The organism is Desulfoferrobacter suflitae, from assembly GCF_022603395.1.
Taxonomy (GTDB): Bacteria; Desulfobacterota; Syntrophobacteria; order Syntrophobacterales; family Syntrophobacteraceae; genus Desulfoferrobacter; species Desulfoferrobacter suflitae.
Map to the genome: position 1 here is coordinate 355,858 of NZ_JAIBKA010000002.1, position 17,809 is coordinate 373,666.

A 17,809-nucleotide genomic window follows, 5' to 3' on the forward strand; every position below is an offset into this window, starting at 1 on the left:
GCATGAAGGGCTATTTTAAAGACGACCAGAGCCGAGGCGATTTTTCCACCTCCTTTGGAGACATGGTGTTCGGACTGCTCTTCTTTTTTTTCATACTCACCCTGGCCATGGTCTTCAACCGCTCGGATGTCGGTTCGTTTCATAAAGAAATCGACCAGCTGCGCGCTCAGCAGGAACAAATGGAGCGGCAAACCGCCAAATGGAAGGAACGCCACGACGCCCTGAAGCAATTGGTGACCAGCCTGCAAAGGGAACAAAAGGTCACTGCAAAAAAGCTGAAAGAGGCCCAAGAAGAGTACCAGCAGTTGCAAAAGGAGCACAAATCCATCGTCGATTCTTTTCGCGCCGTAAACAGTGAATATAATGCCTTGAACAACAAATACACCAGCCTGGCAAAGAACAACGATGTACTCCTGGAACAATCCGCCAAGCTGAGGAAGGCACGCGATCAAGTCAAAGCGCAGCTCGCGACGTTCCAAGACCACATGAAAAAAGTCAAGCAATTGCTCAAGAAAAAGGGGTTGATGGACATTCTGGCTCAAGTGGAACAAATGGAGAAAGGAAAGAAGAGCACTCCCAAGGGGGAGGAGACGCCCACCAACGTCTACAAAATTTTTACCAAACTGCACCCCGATGGGTATTCGGATGCCAGAGTGCTGCGCGGAGAAACCGAGATTTCCGTCTATTCCAGCTTGCCCGACGCGGCTTTACTGGAAGTGGCCAAGGATGTGAAGCAGCTCTTCAAGGACGAAGCACAGAAGTATTCGGAAGAGGAGCGTGAGAAATACCAGCCAAGGATGTTCCTCATGGCCCACCCGGAGATGCAATACGGGAAGCTGCAGGAATTCCTGGCACGCATGCGCAAGACGATTCCGGTGAGCATCATCCCTTGGAAGAACAACTGAATTGGAGGAACTGGATAATGAATGAGCAGGGTTCAACCCGTATCGACGGCATTAAGCTGGGGCACGCGCAGAACTTTCGGGCGGCAACAGGCTGTACGGTGATTCTCTGTGAACAGGGGGCGACGGTCGGCGTGGATGTGAGGGGAGGAGCCCCGGGAACGCGGGAAACGGACCTGTTGAATCCTGTCAACCTGGTGGAAAAAGTGCACGCGGTGGTTTTGGCCGGCGGCAGTGCCTTCGGACTGGACGCGGCTTGCGGCGTGATGCGATACCTGGAAGAGCAAGACGTCGGTTTCGATGTGCGGGTAGCTCGAGTGCCCATTGTGTGCAGTGCGGTGCTGTTTGATTTGACCGTCGGCGAGGCAAAAGTCAGGCCCGACCAACAGATGGGTTATCAAGCCTGCCTCAACGCATCGCCGGATCTCTCCGCACAGGGTAATATCGGGGCCGGGACCGGGGCCTCAGTGGGAAAAATTCTGGGCATGGACCGGGCGATGAAAAGCGGGCTGGGGTGTCATTTCATCCAGGTCGGTGGGCTGCAGATGGGCGCCATTGTGGCCGTCAACTGCCTAGGCGATGTGGTTGATCCCGAAAGTGGAGAGCGGCTGGCTGGTCTGTTGAATGACGATCGGTCGGCACTGGCCGACACGGAAGCAGTCATGATTCGCTCCTACGCCGAAAAACGCAATTTGTTCGCGGACAACACGACCATCGGGATTATTGTCAGCAATGCCGAGCTCAATAAAGCCCAAGCCGCCAAGCTGGCTTCCATGACGCAAAACGGCTACGCCCGGAGTATGCGGCCGGCCCACTCCATGTTCGACGGGGACACCATCTTCACCATGGGAACGGGGCAGGTCGCAGCGGATTTGAGCGTGCTGGGTCTGCTGGCAGCCCGGGTGATGGAACGGGCGGTGGTTGCGGCAGTGAAGCGAGCAAGTGCCGCTTACGGGCTCAAATGCTACAGCGACCTACGTTGAGCCTTTTACCTCGTGGAAATTGGCCTGTCCGGCAGGCATATATCCTTTGCCAGTAATTTGGAATTGTTAGCTCATCGGGCTTGGCGGACTCCCGTCACCAGCACGCGGAAACGACGAGCCGGCGAATCAGCATCATTTGTCTAACGTGATTGAGAAGTTATTAGAAAAAGGTGAAAGTCATCTTGTCACTGCTGATATTTGATGCAATTGTGCCTGGATTCAAATGGCGTGAAACGGTCTAATTGAAGAAGGGGAAAAAATGCTCGGTTACATTGTCCTGGGGCTGATTGGGGCCGCCATAGGGGCCGGAATTGTCATCTATAACAAGCTGGTGCGGCTGCGCTACACGGCCGATTCCTCCTGGTCGGACATTGATGTGCAGCTGAAAAAGCGCTACGACCTCGTCCCCAACCTGGTGGAAACCGTCAAGGGCTACGCCTCACACGAACAGTCGCTCTTCCAAAACGTGACCGCAGCCCGCTCTCGAGCCATGCAGGCGACATCACCCGAAGATAAAGCTCAGGCGGAAAACATGCTGGGACAAACGTTGAAGAGCCTCTTCGCCGTCGCCGAAGCGTACCCGGACCTCAAGGCCAACACCAATTTCCTGCAACTGCAGACCCAGTTGAAGGAGCTGGAAGACAATATCGAGCAGGCCAGGCGCTACTACAATGCGGTGGTGCGCGACTATAATACGCTCACCCACTCCTTCCCATCCAACCTCATCGCCTCCCAGTTTGGGTTTCACACCCGCGAATTTTTTGAATTGGAATCCCCTGCCGCGGAAAGACAAGCCGTCAAGGTGAGTTTTTAGATCGGAGTTCCCAAATGCCGCCAAAATTTTCAAAACGCCACGGCTTTAGCACCTCCCTGATGCTGGCTGCCATGATCATGGCCGTGCCCATTTGCGCAGCGGCTCAGCATTTCACCATCGAGCGCTATCATGCGGATATCACCATCCGCAAGGATTCGTCCCTGGAGGTGATCGAAACTATCAGTGTCGCATTTTCCCGGCCAAAACACGGCATCTATCGGGAAGTCCCCTACAAGTACGTCGATGAGCTCGGCAACTCCCTGAGAACTCCCATAAAGGTTTCCGCGGTGAGCGACGCAACGGGAAAGCCCCGGAGCTACAAAGTCGGCCGAAGGGGCAACGTGGTCACCATTCGCATCGGCGATGCCGATAAATACGTTCAAGGGCGACAAACCTATGTGATCGCCTACACGGTTGAAAACGCCGTGCTTTTCCTGGGCGACCAAGACGAACTCTACTGGAACGTCACCGGCAATTATTGGAAAGCCCCCATTGAAGAAGCGTCTGCCAAGGTTCAACTGGATGTCCTGGCTAACAGCGACAAGCTGCTGGCAACCTGCTACACGGGCCGACAAGGTTCGAGAGAGACGGCCTGCTCGGCACAGACGGAAGAGAATGCCGGCGCTTTTTATGCGACCAGGTCGCTCCAGCCGGGAGAAGGCTTGACCCTCAGCTTCGCCTGGCAAAAAGGGCTGGTATCGCCCCCGTCGGCCTGGAAGAAGTTCTTGTGGGCCGTCAATTTGCGGGAAAACTGGGTGTTTTTGTTGCCGATGGCCACCTTCATCGGCATGCTGCAGGCCTGGCACAAGAAGGGTAGAGACCCCATAGTGCGCAAAGCCGTCCCGGTTGCATACGGACCTCCGGCCTATCAGGACAAACCCCTTTCCGCTGCGGAACTGGGGACCCTGATGGATGAGAAACTCGACGCGCGGGACCTCACCGCAGCCATCGTAGGACTGGCGGCCAAGGGTTACCTCAGCATCGAGGAGCAGGTGGAGGAGGGTTGGATATTCAACTCTACGGCCTACACCCTCAGGCAACTCAAAGAACCCGAAAAAGACCTTGGCAAGTTCGAGACCACACTGATGGAAAAAATCTTTGCCGGTCATTCGAACGAAGTGCAAGTGTCGGATTTGAAAAACAAATTTTACAAGCATCTGGACCTGCTGAAAGACACGCCCTATCAGGATTTGGTGAACAAGAAATATTTCAGCAAGAGCCCGGACAAGGTGAGGAAAACCTACCTTGCCGCAGGATTCACCGTGAGCATCGCATTGGCGATCGGGCTTGGGCTGCTCTCGCCCGACGGCGCGCGCGGTCTATTTGCCGGTATAGCAGCCGGATTACCCATCTTGGGACTGGCCCGATTCATGCCCGCCAAGACTGCCGCCTGCGCTTTTGCACACAACCAAATCCTGGGTTTTGAAGAATTCTTGACTCGTGCCGAAAAAGACAGGCTCGAACGAATGGACGACAAACACTTGTTTTCAAGATTTCTGCCGTATGCCATCGCTCTGGATGTGACCGACCGGTGGGCTAAAGCCTTCGAGGGGATTGACCAGGAACCGCCCCAGTGGTACGTTTCATCCCACCCGTCCAGGCTTGCAACGTTCAGCCCGCGAGCCTTTTCCAGCTCCCTCACCACCATGAGCTCGAGTCTTTCCTCAGCCATGTTTTCAGCGCCCCGCAGCAGCGGGGGAGGCGGAGGCGGTTTCGGCGGTGGCGGATCTTCAGGGGGCGGTTTTGGTGGCGGCGGCGGCGGCAGCTGGTGAAGCGGTTCACCGGCCGCAGAGGTCGCTGGATGTCCAGAGATGGAGAAATTTGCTGATCAAAGCAAGCCCTTTTCCTTCAGGATCTCTTTGGCCGCCACCTCGGAGCGCTGCAGATAAACGGCGGTTGTGCTGCTCAATGCATGCCCGAGGAGCTGCTGGACCATAGTCAAAGGCACACCCGCCTCGATCAGCTCGATGGCCCTGGTGTGTCGCAGGATATGAGGGTAGGACAGTTCTCTGGGGATGCCGGCCTCCTTTGCCCGCTTATAGAATTTTCTTCTGAAATTGCCCTGATCCAGCGTGAAGACTTTGCCCCGCATGGCCGGAAATTCCGACTGGTAATGGTATATTCTCGAAATGACCTCGGTGGACACGGGAATAACCCTCTCCTGTTTTCTTTCTGAAGAACATTCCGATGCGATAATTCTCACTTCGTTTCTGGCAAAATCAATATCCGAGGAGTCATTGACGCACAGGATTTCGCCTATTCTCGCTCCGGTAAAGCGGAGCAAAAGGAACGCCAGCCAGTATCTCCCGCGAACCCGCCTTATATATTGACTATGGGCATTGTCGTTCCACAACCGGAAAGCATCCATGAGCTTCTGGATCTGCGGACGGCTGAGATGCTGGATGGACGATGCGGCATCGCCTTCACCTGCGGATTTGGTTCCTGAAGTCTTTTTCTTTGCCATAACCCTTACGCCGCCCTCAACAAATCTCCCTTTAGGGAGCGATACAATGGCCCTGCAACGCGGCCGTCAGCTCCCTCACCTAATCCTCCCCCAAAGGGAGAAGGGAGCCAGTGGGCCTTTTAGTAATTAGCAACTTGGAGGGCAAAAATCAATTACACGAAAAATTTTTTCAGCGTGTATTGACACCAGGAAACCACGAACTTAATTTCGCATCGACAGGAAAAAACGAAGCATTATAACCATATCATATCGAAAGGAGGCAATGACATGGCCATCATTCGTTACCCCAGCTTCACCGAATGGCGAAATCCTCTGCTGGAGATGGAAAGACTCAGGAAGGAAATGGATCGACTGTTCGTGGACGCCATGGGCAGAGGTCCGGCGGCTTTGGCTTCAGGAGTGTTCCCGGCACTCAACGTGTTTGAGGATGCAGACAAACTTTACGTCCAGGCCGAACTTCCCGGCTTCAAATCAGACGACATTGACATTTCCGTTGAAAAAAACACGCTCAGCCTGCGTGGCGAAAGGAAAAGTGAAGATGTAGCCAATGTCAGCTATCACCGTCGCGAGCGCAGAACGGGAAAGTTTCACAAGGCACTGACTCTGCCTTACGATGTGAACGCCGAAAGTGTCGAAGCGCATTTTAAGGACGGCGTATTGAAACTTGTGTTGCCCAAGGCCGAACATGCCAAGCCAAAGAAAATCAGCATAAAGGCGGAATAGCATTCAAGCCGGATAAAAAACTGGCCCGGGACGTAAACAGGAGGTGATATCATGACGGATAAGGATTTGCAGGTGCAGGAGAAACAAGAACTTCAAACCAAGTCGGAGAGCACCAGGAATGTGCCCATATTTGTGCCGGCGGTTGACATCTACGAATCGGAAAATGAGCTGACACTTCTGGCCGATATGCCCGGAGTCCCCATCGGCAATGTAGATATCGATCTTAATGATGACCAGCTCACCATAAGAGGCACTGCTCCAGAGCAGGAACAGAGCGGCACCGCGTTGCTGCGGGAGTACTCGGTGGGTGATTACTACCGGCAGTTCACGGTTTCCAGCGCCATTGACCGCGAAAAAATTGTCGCTTCCATGAAGGACGGCGTTTTAAAGTTGGTTCTGCCCAAAGCAGAAGCCGCCAAGCCACGCAAGATCGAAGTCAAGACCGCGTAGTTTGTGAAGGATTCGACCGCATTCATCGAGAAGCATGGTTGAATGGGATACACGGCCGAGTGGAGGTTATTCTCTGCTTGGCCGTTTCTGCTGCAGGATGATGGGGGAGGGAAGCCACCCATCCTGCAAAGGAGAGGCGACGCCATGAAGCGGAAGGACTACTACTCGATCCTTGGCGTTTCCCGCAGTGCAACCACCAGCGGCATACGTGCCGCATTCAGAAGGCTTGCCAAAGAGCACCATCCGGATCTGGCAGGGACGGAAAAAACCCGCTATTTTCAAGAAATCACAGAGGCCTACTGCGTCCTCTCCAGACCGGCGACTCGAGAAGATTACAATAGAAGCCTGCGCGAAGAAGAGCGCCAAAAAAGCTCGCAACCGCCAGCGAACAGGGCCCCGTCGGAACGTCCTGCGGCCAGCGGGCGACGCACGCCACGCGATATCGGAGGGGACTTCACGGGAATGAACGATATCAGCGACTTTTTTTTCAGAGAGTTTTTCGGCGTCGGAACGCAGCACGGGCGGCATCGCTTTTTAGACCTGGAAGTCATCCTGACACCCGAAGAGGCAGTCAAAGGAGGCTTGCTGCCTATTCCCATAAGCGAATCGTGCCCGCGTTGCGGCGGGCGAGGTCAGGTGGCGATCTTTGCGTGCGCCCAGTGCAGCGGACGGGGAACAATAGAAACCGGGCAGTCCGCTCGATTGCGCATCCCACCGAACATCCGTGACGGCACAGTGCTCGAGGTCCCCGCTCACCCCCTCCAGAGCCGCCTCCTAAGGGTGGTGATCAGAGTAAGAAATCTCAACTGATATCGCAGGTCTTCGGGGGCCCTGGGGATACATTTTGCCGAAACAGCAGCCTTTGCATAAATTTGTTGCAATGAAACGGCGCAGCCATCAAGCATACCCGCGCTCTCTTGCCCCTTGTCAAGCCATTGAGGAAAAGTTGCGGCCCAGCATGCAGGTGGCCTGCATCACACGTGGTTTCGCAATTGCAGTTCGACGGGATGTGGATTCAAGTAGTACTGCAGTTTCAGGTACGCTTGATCGTATTTGCGGACGTAATGATTGATCAGCGTGAGGGGCACGATTAGAGGAAAATGCCCTTGATGATAGTGGCCTATTACCTCCAGGAGCTCCTGTTTTTCGTCCGCCGTCAGCTGTTTTTTAAAGTAGCCCATGATGTGCTGCAACACATTGGTATTCTTTTTAACAGTGGCCCTTAACTTGAGGGCATCCATGAGCAGGGAGGCGTATTGAGAGTAAAGATCTTGAGCAGGAATCTCTTTGGCGCGTGCAACCAGTTTTCCCATCAGGCTGTTATGCTTGGTGCTATGCGCCATAATGAGGAGCTTATGGCGGGTATGGAAATCCACCATGCGATTGGCTTTTCTTCCCCCCTCCTGCATCTCCCGCCACCGCTTAAAGACAAAAATTCGCTCGATAAAATTCTCGCGCAGTCGCGGATCATGTAACCTTCCTTCTTCTTCTACCGGCAGCAGCGGGAAATGCCGCATAAAGGTTGCGGCAAAGATCCCGACCCCGATCTTTCTCGGCATACCGTTTTCATCGGAAATCTTTACACGCTCCATTCCACTGCTGGGAGAATTGCTCTTAAAAATAAACCCGCACAAGTTCTCCCCTTCCAGTTCCGTGGCCCGTTTGCCGGCCCAGCTCTGCATAAGCTCGGTCATGTCGCGCCTGGTTCGCGTCGTGATCAGTCGAGGGGCTTGCGGGTCTCCCTCCAGATGCATTGATTCACGCGGTATCCCCAGCCCGCATTCCACTTCGGGACAAACGGGAAGGTATTCCACGTACTGTCCGAGGGTATCTCTTAGAAACCTGTCCAATTTGTGCCCGCCGTCGTACCTGACAGGTTCGCCAAGCAGGCAGGTACTGATGCCCAACCGTATTCTTTCCATCGCATACCCCCACCATGAGGATCAGCACGTCTTCCTTTTTCAGGATTGAGATCCTCAACGCATGAGACAAGCCTGCCGAGAAGGCAGCCTGCCCGGACCTTGTTGTATTTCAGTAAGCGCCGTGCAGACAGCCTCTTCCATGGGAATCAACCTGCTTGGTACCAGGGCGCGTATCCTGTTGTCCCTGCAGATCACTTCATTTTTGAGCCCTTCCACCAGGGGCATGACAACCCCTGCAGGCACCGGGGTCATCAAGTTGATCCAATATGAAGAAAGGCGCGGGGTCAAAACCGGCACCGTCACAATCATGCGGCGCAAGCCCCTGACTCGCGCATATATCAACATCAGTTGGCGGTAGGTGATTATGTCGGGGCCCCCGATATCCAAGGTAAGCCCCGAAGTCGCGGGCTCGAACAGGCAGCCGGTCAAATATTCTATCACGTTTTGTACGGCGATGGGCTGACTGCGGGTGTCGATCCATTTGGGACAGACCATGACCGGTAACCGTTCGACCATATAGCGCAGCATTTCAAAGGGAGCACCGCCGGCTCCGATGATATTTGCAGCTCTCAGTGCCGTTGTGCGGACACCCCCGGATTGCAGTATGCGGCCTACCTTTTGCCGACTCGCCAGATGTTCTGAAAGATTATCCCCCGTTTCTCCCAGACCGCCCAGGTAGATAATACGTTGCAGCCCCACACGTTCAGCGGCTCTGGTGAAATTTTCAGCGGCACGCAAATCACGCTCGATGAACGACCGGGCGTCGAAAATGCTGCGCCCGCCCATTGAGTGGACCAGGTAATACGCCCCATCGATCCCTTCCATGGCGCGCAATAAGGTGTCGGGTTCGAGCAGATCGCCTGCGGCTATTTCAACGGACGGATTGTTGAATAATTGCGCAGGGAGCTTCTGCGGCGAACGGACCAGGCATCTGACAGCTGCTCCCTGTTCAAGCAGGACGGGCAGCAGGCGACCTCCGATGAACCCGGTCACACCGGTCAAGAGAACTTTTGACTTGGATGGACCCATATTCATCCTTGATTCTGTTGATGTACTGTTCAAGAAAATGATCTTGGCTTCCGAGTAGGATGGGTTGAGATACGAAACCCAGCAAAATTGGCGTTGGGTATCGTCACGCGCAACGCGTGACGATACCCGTCTACACCAAAAACATTATCTTGGAAGCTACAGCAGTTTGTACTCCTTAATGCTGAGACTCACGAGCAGTTTGGTCTGCCCCGTATCCTGTAGACAAAAAGTATTGTATACTTGCAAAGTTGGAACTTACAATCATTACCTTTGACGGAAGGCAAATAAATGTCTTGATGCAGCGCGCACAAAGTCGGGCAAGTACTCCTTACGGAACTTTCCGACTCGCATAAAAAACAACCCCCGCAGGGTTTTTTCTGAAATTGAAGGCAGGCACACATGAATATTGAGTTGAACATTCGCGAGCTCTCTCAGTGGGGCATCCCGTACTCTGATGTTTTCGTGATTTCCGGTCCGTGCAGTGCCGAAAGCCGCAAACAGATGATAGACACCGCTTGCGCCATCGCAAAATACCCCGTCAGTGCTTTGCGCGGCGGAATTTGGAAGCCCCGAACGAGACCCGGATCATTCGAAGGAGTAGGGGCTGAAGGCCTTGCCTGGTTAAGAGAAGCAGGGGACAGGGCCGGGCTTCCCGTTACCACCGAAGTGGCCAAACCTTCTCATGTGGAAAAATGCCTGCGCCAGGGGATCGATATACTCTGGATTGGCGCACGCACCACGACCAATCCTTTTGCCGTTCAAGAAATTGCCGACGCTCTGAGAGGAGTCGACATTCCGGTACTGGTGAAAAATCCCATAAGTCCTGATCTCGGCCTCTGGATAGGGGCCATCGAGCGCGTCAATCAAGCAGGAATAACCAGAATCGCGGCCATCCACCGGGGGTTCTGCTCGTTCAACGAGAAAGTCTACCGCAACACCCCCGAATGGCGCATTCCTATCGAGCTTCGCAGGAAAATTCCAAAACTCCCCATGATCTGCGATCCAAGCCACATCTGCGGCACGGTGGAGCTGCTTTCCGGCATCATCCGAAAAGCCATGGACCTGCTGTTCGACGGTCTCATGATAGAGTGCCACATCAACCCGCGGGCGGCGCTGAGCGACGCCCAGCAACAAGTGACTCCGAGGGAACTGGGGGTTCTCCTGAGCCACCTCAATGTGAAGCAGGTCTCCACGGATGACCCCCATTATCTGAGGAGCATCACTCATTTGCGCAGCACCATCGATATACTGGATGAGCAGATCATGCAGCTGCTCTTGCAACGCATGAATATTTCAATGGACATCGGGCGGTTAAAGAAACAGAACAACATTTCCATTCTGCAACCGGAACGCCTGCAGAAAATGTTGCAGGACAGACTGGAATCCGCCAACCGCCTTGGGCTGGATGAGCAATTTGTGCTCCGCCTGTATCAGTATATCCATGAGGAATCCATCCGCAAGCAGGAACTCGTGGAGAGTGGCGACTAGAGGAGACAAGTCATGGCGGAAATGTATGATTTGGGCAAAATGCTCGGGGAGATCATTGAAGATGAAAAGGTGGATTCCTCGAGGAATCGAAAGGTATCACAAGAAGAGATAAAAGATATTCTCCTCCGTAAGAGACAAATTCCCGCACGCCCCAAAGACGCAGCGAAAATCCCCCTGGGCGAATCGCTGGTCCAGGCAGGTCTTTTGACCCAGGATCAACTCGAGCATGCCCTGAAAATTCAGGCGCAGAGGGGGCAGAAGCTGGGTTCCATCCTGGTCGGATTGGGCTACATCAGCGATGACGCCCTCCTGCAGTTCCTCGGAAAACAATATGGCATCGAGAGCTCCAGCCTGGTGGATGTTTGTGTCAATGAAGACGTCATGGGCGTGGTCCCGTCGAATATCATTTTCAAACATCGGGTGCTGCCCCTGAAAGTTGAGGCGCGCAGCATCAGTCTTGCCATGGAATCCCCAAGCGACTTGACGGCCATCCGGGAAGTGGAGTTTTTTACGGGCAAGCGGGTCAATCCCGTCGTCGTTCCATCCTATCATATGGATCTCGCACTCCAATGTTTGAAAGAAAGGGGCGCGGGTGCCTTTTCCGGTATCGAGGTTCAACAGGTAACCGGGGGTGCCCCTCCCGTCGTCGCCAAACTTCTGGCATACCTGGTCGAATCCACTGGATCGGATATGCTGATCACGGCTGATGTCACCCCGTCCATCAAGCTCCGCAACTCGCTTAGACGCGCCGCCATGCCTCCCATTTCACCAGACCAGTGCGTGGCATACGCCAAAGCGTTGATGAACGAGCGCCAGTGGGAAGACTTTCTGAACAGCAAAGAAATAGATTTTTCTATTGATTTTGAAAGGTTGGGAAGATTCAGGGTGAATGTATACCGACAAAAGGACACCGTTTCCCTGGCCATTCGCCGCATCAGCAACACAATCCTCTCTTTCGAAGCACTCGGCCTGCCCGACTGGTTGCAGGAATTTGTCCTCAAACCTCAAGGTCTCCTCCTCGTTACAGCACCGACCGGCCACGGCAAGACCACCACGGTAGCCGCCCTGATCGACGCCATCAACCAGAACAGAAGCTGCAACATCATCACCCTGGAGGATCCCATCGAGTACCTGCACGTACCCAGGAAGAGCAACATCAATCAAAGGGAGGTGGGATCGGACACCAATTCCTTTTCTGAAGGATTACGCAGAATATTCCGACAGGCCCCGGATGTCATCGTGATCGGCGAACTGCGTGATCAGGAGACCTTTGAAATCGCTCTGCGCGCTGCTTCCACAGGTCATTTGGTGCTCAGCACCACCCACTCGAACAATGCGACGTCCACCATCGACAGTATGGTCAACCGGTTTCCTCAACATCTGCAGGGGCAGGTCAGGAACCAGCTTGCCGACGCCCTGCTGTTGGTGTTTTCGCAACGGTTGGTACCCTCATACAAGGGAGACTCGCTTGTTCTCGCTTACGAAAAACTCATCAACAGCTACAGAATTCGCAATTTTATTCGAGAAAACAAGACCCATCAAATCCGCAGCCAAATTCAAACGGAGGCAGACGACTTTGCGTCTCTGGATGTTTGCCTGAACCGACTTCTGCGAGACGGAAAGATCGCTGCCAAAGATGCCTTGTTATATGCAGAAAACCCCGACTACATCACGAAAGCAGCCAAATAAAAAACTACTAACGGTAGCTTAACAAAGGTATAATATGGCTTTCCGTTTTCACGAATCAAGATTCAGGAGCGTGGCCGGGAACGCCCTCACCCACTCACGTAACCTTTCCCCCTCAAGGAGAAGAGGACGTTACGATTCTCGAACAAGCTCCCAGGACACAGGCCGCGCGCAGTCGGATATCGGCAAAGCTGCAGGATTTGTTGTCGAAAGGATGTGCATGCCCGACATTACGAATCTCAACTTGGACTACGAACGCCCCATTAAGCTGTCCGAGGATGTATACTGGGTTGGAGCCTACGATGCGCAGGCCGGTTCGTATGCCAATCCTTATATCATTACGGACAATGACGAAGCGGTTTTGATCGACGGCGGCAGTCGCGCTGATTTTCCCTCGGTTATGATGAAGATCATGGAAATCGGACTCACTCCTTCTTCCATCGCCGCTCTCATTTATCAGAACTATACCCCCCGTTTATGCGGCAGCCTGCCGCATCTGGAAGTGATCATCGGGCGAAAGGATTTACAGATCATTTCCGACCGGGCAAATCACATGTTCATCCAGCACTATTCCGAGTCCGCCAAACTGATTTCCTTACACGACCTTGATTACCGGTATCGTTTCTCGAGTGGTCGAACACTGCGCTTCATCAACACCCCCTTTTCGCATTCGGCGGGCAGTTTTGTCACCTTTGATGAAAAGAGCACCATACTGTTTACCGGGGACCTGTTCAGCAGTTACTCAACGGAACTGGGCCTATTTCTCAAGCTGCGCTTGCGATGCAAGAACTGCGAGGACTATCCCAATTGCCCGGATGAAGCTAACAACTGCCCCATCTATAACATTTTGCATTTCCACCACAATATCATGGGATCAGAGCGCGCACTCAAATATGCACTCGATCAGATAGCCCCAATCCCGTTCAACGCACTCGCTCCGCAACACGGAGGCGTGCTCTATGATCCCGAGGACATCATTCTGATATGCGAGCTCCTCTCGTCCTTGAAAGGAGTCGGGATTGACGGGGTGATCGGCGATCGTTCCTTTTTTAACCTGGGAGACACCAGCCCCATCAGACAGAGGTTGGGGGGTAGGAAGTCCCCCGAGCCGGTCACCATTGGCAAATGAGCCATTAGCCGGCCATGGTCCAAGGCGGAAAAACTGAAGAATGAACTTCAATGAACTGATCACTGAGTTTTTCAATAAAGCATATGGCGAAAGGCTGCTTCGATCCAGGTTACTTTCGGTATTGCTGGAATACTGGGCAACGGAAAAAGACTATGAGCTCAAGAATCAACTGCTCAACAACTTGACAAAGAAACACGCCGACTCAACGAGAAAACTTGTGGAACTCAACCAGCAAAAAAATCGCTTTCTGGGAATAGCAGCACACGATCTGAGAAATCCTCTCACATCCATACGGGGCCTCAGTGAGATACTGCTTTCCGAAGCCGACGGGCCGCTCAGCAAGGAGCAAAGGGAGTATCTCGGCGTGATTCATTCAGCCAGCAGCGGCATGTTGACCCTGGTCAACAACTTGTTGGATATTTCCGTGATTGAAAGCGGTAAGTTCGATCTGGACACGAGCATCGGGTCCCTCAAATCACTCATCGAGGAAAGAATCCGCATCCACAAAGTATTGGCCAAGAAAAAAAATATTTTGCTGGTGGAGGCTTTGCCGGACATTGGTGAGCAACGCTTCGACTCGAGCAAGATAGCTCAGGTTGTGGATAACCTGCTGAGCAATGCCATCAAATTTTCTCCGCGCGGCCGCCATATTTATATCGACCTGTCGCATGCCGGAGATCAGGCAAGAGTGAGTGTACGAGACGAGGGACCGGGTATCCCCCTGGAACATCAGGAGACCATATTTGGAGAATTTCATCGTCTCAAGGCACGTCCCACCGGGGGAGAAAAAAGCACCGGCCTGGGGCTCGCCATTGCCAAGCGGATTGTCGAAGCACACGGCGGCACCTTGCAGGTCGAGAGCCAGGTCGGGACCGGTGCGACCTTGAGCTTCACCTTACCAATAGAGTATTAACCATGGCAGCAATCAAACCGAGAGTCGTCATAGCAGACGACGAATCCCATGTGAGGGTGCTCCTGCGGGCCCTTTTGAAATCCATGAACTGCGAGGTTGTCGGGGAAGCGGCCAACGGCGTTGAAGCCATTGAATTGTTCAAGCAAGAAAAGCCGCACCTGCTTCTGCTGGACATCAACATGCCATTGAAACCCGGGGATGAGGTGCTGCGGGAAATCATGGAGCAATTCCCCAATGCTTTTGTCATTATGCTCACATCCGTAACGGATATTGGAAACGTGGAGAAGTGTCTGGACCTTGGGGCAGCCAACTACATCCGCAAAGACACTCCTCCCGCCGAGCTGAAATCCATCATCAAAGAGACTTTTCAGGATTTTGTCCGCAACAGGGGTGGTCGCAGCGCCTCCTAAGTGCCGCTCCACGGAATTAAGCGGCCGAAGGTTGGATTGCGTCACGCCCGCTACGGGTGACGGAACCCAACATGGGCTGAGCGGGCAACAACGTGCGTTGGGTATTGGTGTGCACAACCGCACCTGCGGTAAAACCGGCGGAGATTTCATGATCAAGAATCCTGCATTTTTGAAGCTGCTCGTCGCCAGGGAGATCCTCGACCAGGAGACGTGCCGGCAACTCATCGAAAAGTATCAAGAGAATGCGTTTGAAATCCTGCTGCACCTGGCACACGCAACTCCCTCGCGCAGACATGAGCTGGGAAGGCTTTGGAGCGATTCGCTCAACCTTTCCTACATGGACCTCAGGACCACTCTGTTCCAGCACGAGCTTGTGCAGCAACTGCCGGAGAATTTTGCCCACACTAACCACATCATTTTGATTTACCAGTTTGGGGACGTCGCCACGGCCGCCCTGGCAAACCCCCAGGCCCAGTTCATCATCAAGGAAGCGGAACAGATCATCGGCAAACCCATCAGCCCGGTGTTTGCCTTTCCCGATGACATCGAAGATGCCATCGAAATCGAGTACAAGACGCACAACCTGCTGAGTGATCTTTCCAAGAAGGTGGTCACGGAAAGCATCACCATTGAAGACATCAGCGAACTGACCAAGGATGAACTGCAAAAGGCCGCCGGCGGCAAGATAATCATAGAATTTGTCCATGGTTTAATGCTTCTCGCGGTGCGCGAGGGTGCAAGCGACATCCACATCGAGCCCGGCGAGGAGAAGGTGCGGGTCCGTTTCAGGATCGACGGGATCCTCCAGGACAGGAGCAAGCTCGAAAAGTCCCTGTTAGCGCCCATCGTCTCCCGACTGAAAATTCTGGCGGATCTGGATATCACCGAACGACGCCGGCCCCAGGACGGAAGAATCAACCTGAAACTTCCCAACCGAGACGTTGACCTGAGGTTTTCCAGTATACCCACGATCTTTGGAGAGAAAATCGTTCTGCGCATCCTCAGCCTCAGCCAGGGACGCGACATTCCTGATCTGACCGAGCTGAATTTTTCAAAATCCACCATGGAGGTGATGAAGTATGTTCTGGCGGTGCCTCACGGTATTTTTTTCGTGACCGGGCCCACCGGCTCGGGAAAAACCACATCGCTGTTTTCCATGCTCAAGTATCTGAACAAGCCCGGAATCAATATCACTACCATTGAGGAGCCCGTTGAGTACAAGTTGCCGGGAATCAGCCAGGTTCAGGTGAACCAGGCGGTTGATCTGGATTTTTCCCTGGCATTGCGGAGCTTCCTGCGGCAAGACCCCGACGTCATCCTGGTCGGTGAAATCCGCGATCTGGAAACCGCTCGCATCGCGTGTCAGGCGGCCCTGACGGGACATCTCGTGTTGGCGACAATGCATACCAACAGCGCCGTTCAGGCCGTCACCCGCTTGATGGACATCGGCGTTCAGCCCTTTATCGTGGCTCCCTCGTTAATTGGAGTGATGTGCCAGCGACTGGTGCGCAAAATCTGTGACCAGTGCAGGGAAAAGTATCAGGCCTCTGCGGAAGAGATCCGCCAATTGTTCATCTGGGAGGGAAGAGAAGTTCATTTCTATCGGGGCAAGGGCTGCAAGTATTGCAATAACACAGGCTATTCGGGCAGGCTGGCGATCCACGAAATCATCGCCCTCGACAATCACCTGCGCGGCCTCATTTCGCGATCAGCCACGGTCACTGAAATTCAAAAATACGCCCAAAAGTCAGGCTTCCAGAGCATGCGCTACGACGGGATCAAGAAGGTGCTGCGAGGTCTCACCACCATGGATGAAGTGCACCGTGTCACCGTAGCGGATGAAGAATCGGCGCAACTTTAGATTGCGCCGCATTGCATATCGAGGGGCATCAATTGCGACTATCCCAGGATCTGATGGATGGTGTCAAGCAATTCATCGGCTTCCGGGGGCTTTTCAATGTAGGCCGCAGGTTCTGGAACTCGCTCCCCTTCATATTCATCGAGCACCTTTTGAGAATGGAAAAAAGTCTTTTTTGACAGGGCAGAGACGATGATGACCGGTATGGCCTTTAGCCCGGGATCGTTTTTCAGCTCGCGGTACATGTGGATGCCGCTCTCCTTGGGCATCATGATATCCATAATGATCAGAGCGGGCATGTGTTTGCGCGCGAATTCCAGACCCTGCTGACCGTCTTCTGCGGCAATGGGTTTGTATCCGCTGGTCTCGAGCAAGGTCGTCATAAAGACGCGGATATCCAGTTCATCATCGACTACCAGAACTTTTTTCGCCATTATTGAGTCCCTCCAGGCCCATTGCTAAAGAATTTTCTTGCACACTCGAATCAACGCATTTTACCGGGCAGCGTGAATTGCTTCGCCGGGTTTCTAATCGCCATTACATGGCAATGGGCATATTTAGAGACATTGGCTACGGTACTGCCGCGTTCTTTGCTTCTGTCTTTCTCCGATTTGCCCGATGCACCCATTACGATCAGATCAATGTCATGGCGTTTGGCATAGCGTATGATCTCCACCTCCGGAGCGCCACATCTGATTACAAATTGATATGACTTAAAATCCCCGAGTCTTGGTTGGTAGGCTTCTTGAAGCTCCTTTTCCGCCTGCTTGGCCACATCGTCATCAAAAAATGACTGCCCGTCCTGGGACTTCTCAGCGGGCACATGCTCATCGACGATATGCCGGGAATAGGTGAACGGTGAGTGGGGTACATGCAAAATATGCAGATTGGCGCCGTACTTCCTGGCTAAATTGAGGGCGTGCAAAAATGCAATGTTGGCGTCCTCGGAAAAATCGGTGCAAAATAATATATTCTTGTACTCCACCATGATTTTTTCCTTCTCAATTCAATTGGCTTGTCTGGTCAACCCGGTTCAGA

At 53.4% G+C, this 17,809-nt stretch carries 18 protein-coding genes; 13 read left to right on the forward strand and 5 right to left on the reverse strand.

Annotated elements, in window-relative coordinates; genetic code table 11:
- Positions 1-2 precede the first annotated feature (2 nt).
- The 4 genes from K1V27_RS04425 (at position 3) to K1V27_RS04440 (ending at position 4,471) form a co-directional block, all read left to right on the forward strand.
- A complete protein-coding gene (locus tag K1V27_RS04425; protein WP_258928325.1) occupies positions 3-905 on the forward strand; it encodes a hypothetical protein in 903 nt (300 codons plus the stop codon).
- A 17-nt stretch (positions 906-922) separates the two neighbouring features.
- Positions 923-1,885: a P1 family peptidase gene (locus K1V27_RS04430; protein WP_258928326.1), complete on the forward strand. Its 963-nt coding sequence runs from the start codon at positions 923-925 to the stop codon at positions 1,883-1,885.
- A 259-nt stretch (positions 1,886-2,144) separates the two neighbouring features.
- Positions 2,145-2,699, forward strand: coding sequence for a LemA family protein (locus K1V27_RS04435; RefSeq protein ID WP_258928327.1), 555 nt, complete (start codon positions 2,145-2,147; stop codon positions 2,697-2,699).
- Between the two features lie 14 nt (positions 2,700-2,713).
- Entirely contained in the window at positions 2,714-4,471 is a 1,758-nt protein-coding gene (locus K1V27_RS04440; protein WP_258928329.1) for a DUF2207 domain-containing protein, read from the forward strand.
- Between the two features lie 56 nt (positions 4,472-4,527).
- Here the strand turns inward: K1V27_RS04440 and K1V27_RS04445 are convergent, their stop codons facing one another.
- Positions 4,528-5,163, reverse strand: a complete 636-nt coding sequence (locus tag K1V27_RS04445) for a tyrosine-type recombinase/integrase (RefSeq protein ID WP_258928330.1) — start codon at positions 5,161-5,163, stop codon at positions 4,528-4,530.
- Between the two features lie 267 nt (positions 5,164-5,430).
- Between K1V27_RS04445 and K1V27_RS04450 the strand changes: the two genes are divergently transcribed.
- The 3 genes from K1V27_RS04450 to K1V27_RS04460 all read left to right on the forward strand — a co-directional run bounded on the left by K1V27_RS04450 (position 5,431) and on the right by K1V27_RS04460 (position 7,146).
- A complete protein-coding gene (locus K1V27_RS04450; RefSeq protein WP_258928331.1) occupies positions 5,431-5,886 on the forward strand; it encodes an Hsp20/alpha crystallin family protein in 456 nt (151 codons plus the stop codon).
- 51 nt (positions 5,887-5,937) lie between these two features.
- Entirely contained in the window at positions 5,938-6,336 is a 399-nt protein-coding gene (locus tag K1V27_RS04455; protein ID WP_258928332.1) for an Hsp20/alpha crystallin family protein, read from the forward strand.
- A 144-nt stretch (positions 6,337-6,480) separates the two neighbouring features.
- Positions 6,481-7,146: a DnaJ domain-containing protein gene (locus tag K1V27_RS04460; RefSeq protein WP_258928333.1), complete on the forward strand. Its 666-nt coding sequence runs from the start codon at positions 6,481-6,483 to the stop codon at positions 7,144-7,146.
- A gap of 164 nt (positions 7,147-7,310) precedes the next feature.
- Here K1V27_RS04460 and K1V27_RS04465 read toward each other — a convergent pair whose 3' ends face one another.
- Both K1V27_RS04465 and K1V27_RS04470 read right to left on the reverse strand, forming a co-directional pair.
- Positions 7,311-8,258, reverse strand: a complete 948-nt coding sequence (locus tag K1V27_RS04465) for a YbgA family protein (RefSeq protein ID WP_258928334.1) — start codon at positions 8,256-8,258, stop codon at positions 7,311-7,313.
- A gap of 54 nt (positions 8,259-8,312) precedes the next feature.
- Positions 8,313-9,287, reverse strand: a complete 975-nt coding sequence (locus K1V27_RS04470) for an NAD(P)H-binding protein (RefSeq protein ID WP_258928335.1) — start codon at positions 9,285-9,287, stop codon at positions 8,313-8,315.
- 405 nt (positions 9,288-9,692) lie between these two features.
- Between K1V27_RS04470 and K1V27_RS04475 the strand changes: the two genes are divergently transcribed.
- From K1V27_RS04475 to K1V27_RS04500, 6 genes are all read left to right on the forward strand, one after another.
- Positions 9,693-10,775, forward strand: coding sequence for a bifunctional 3-deoxy-7-phosphoheptulonate synthase/chorismate mutase type II (locus tag K1V27_RS04475; RefSeq protein ID WP_353740529.1), 1,083 nt, complete (start codon positions 9,693-9,695; stop codon positions 10,773-10,775).
- Positions 10,776-10,787: 12 nt separating this feature from the next.
- Entirely contained in the window at positions 10,788-12,464 is a 1,677-nt protein-coding gene (locus tag K1V27_RS04480; RefSeq protein ID WP_258928337.1) for a PilT/PilU family type 4a pilus ATPase, read from the forward strand.
- Positions 12,465-12,681: 217 nt separating this feature from the next.
- A complete protein-coding gene (locus K1V27_RS04485; protein ID WP_258928338.1) occupies positions 12,682-13,590 on the forward strand; it encodes an oxygen-binding di-iron domain-containing protein in 909 nt (302 codons plus the stop codon).
- Between the two features lie 40 nt (positions 13,591-13,630).
- A complete protein-coding gene (locus K1V27_RS04490; protein ID WP_258928340.1) occupies positions 13,631-14,503 on the forward strand; it encodes a sensor histidine kinase in 873 nt (290 codons plus the stop codon).
- Positions 14,504-14,505: 2 nt separating this feature from the next.
- Positions 14,506-14,913, forward strand: coding sequence for a response regulator transcription factor (locus tag K1V27_RS04495; RefSeq protein WP_258928341.1), 408 nt, complete (start codon positions 14,506-14,508; stop codon positions 14,911-14,913).
- Between the two features lie 148 nt (positions 14,914-15,061).
- A complete protein-coding gene (locus K1V27_RS04500; RefSeq protein ID WP_258928342.1) occupies positions 15,062-16,774 on the forward strand; it encodes a GspE/PulE family protein in 1,713 nt (570 codons plus the stop codon).
- 38 nt (positions 16,775-16,812) lie between these two features.
- Here K1V27_RS04500 and K1V27_RS04505 read toward each other — a convergent pair whose 3' ends face one another.
- Complete coding sequence (locus K1V27_RS04505) at positions 16,813-17,205, reverse strand: response regulator (protein WP_258928343.1); 393 nt, start codon at positions 17,203-17,205, stop codon at positions 16,813-16,815.
- 50 nt (positions 17,206-17,255) lie between these two features.
- Positions 17,256-17,759: a universal stress protein gene (locus K1V27_RS04510; protein WP_258928344.1), complete on the reverse strand. Its 504-nt coding sequence runs from the start codon at positions 17,757-17,759 to the stop codon at positions 17,256-17,258.
- Positions 17,760-17,809 lie beyond the last annotated feature (50 nt).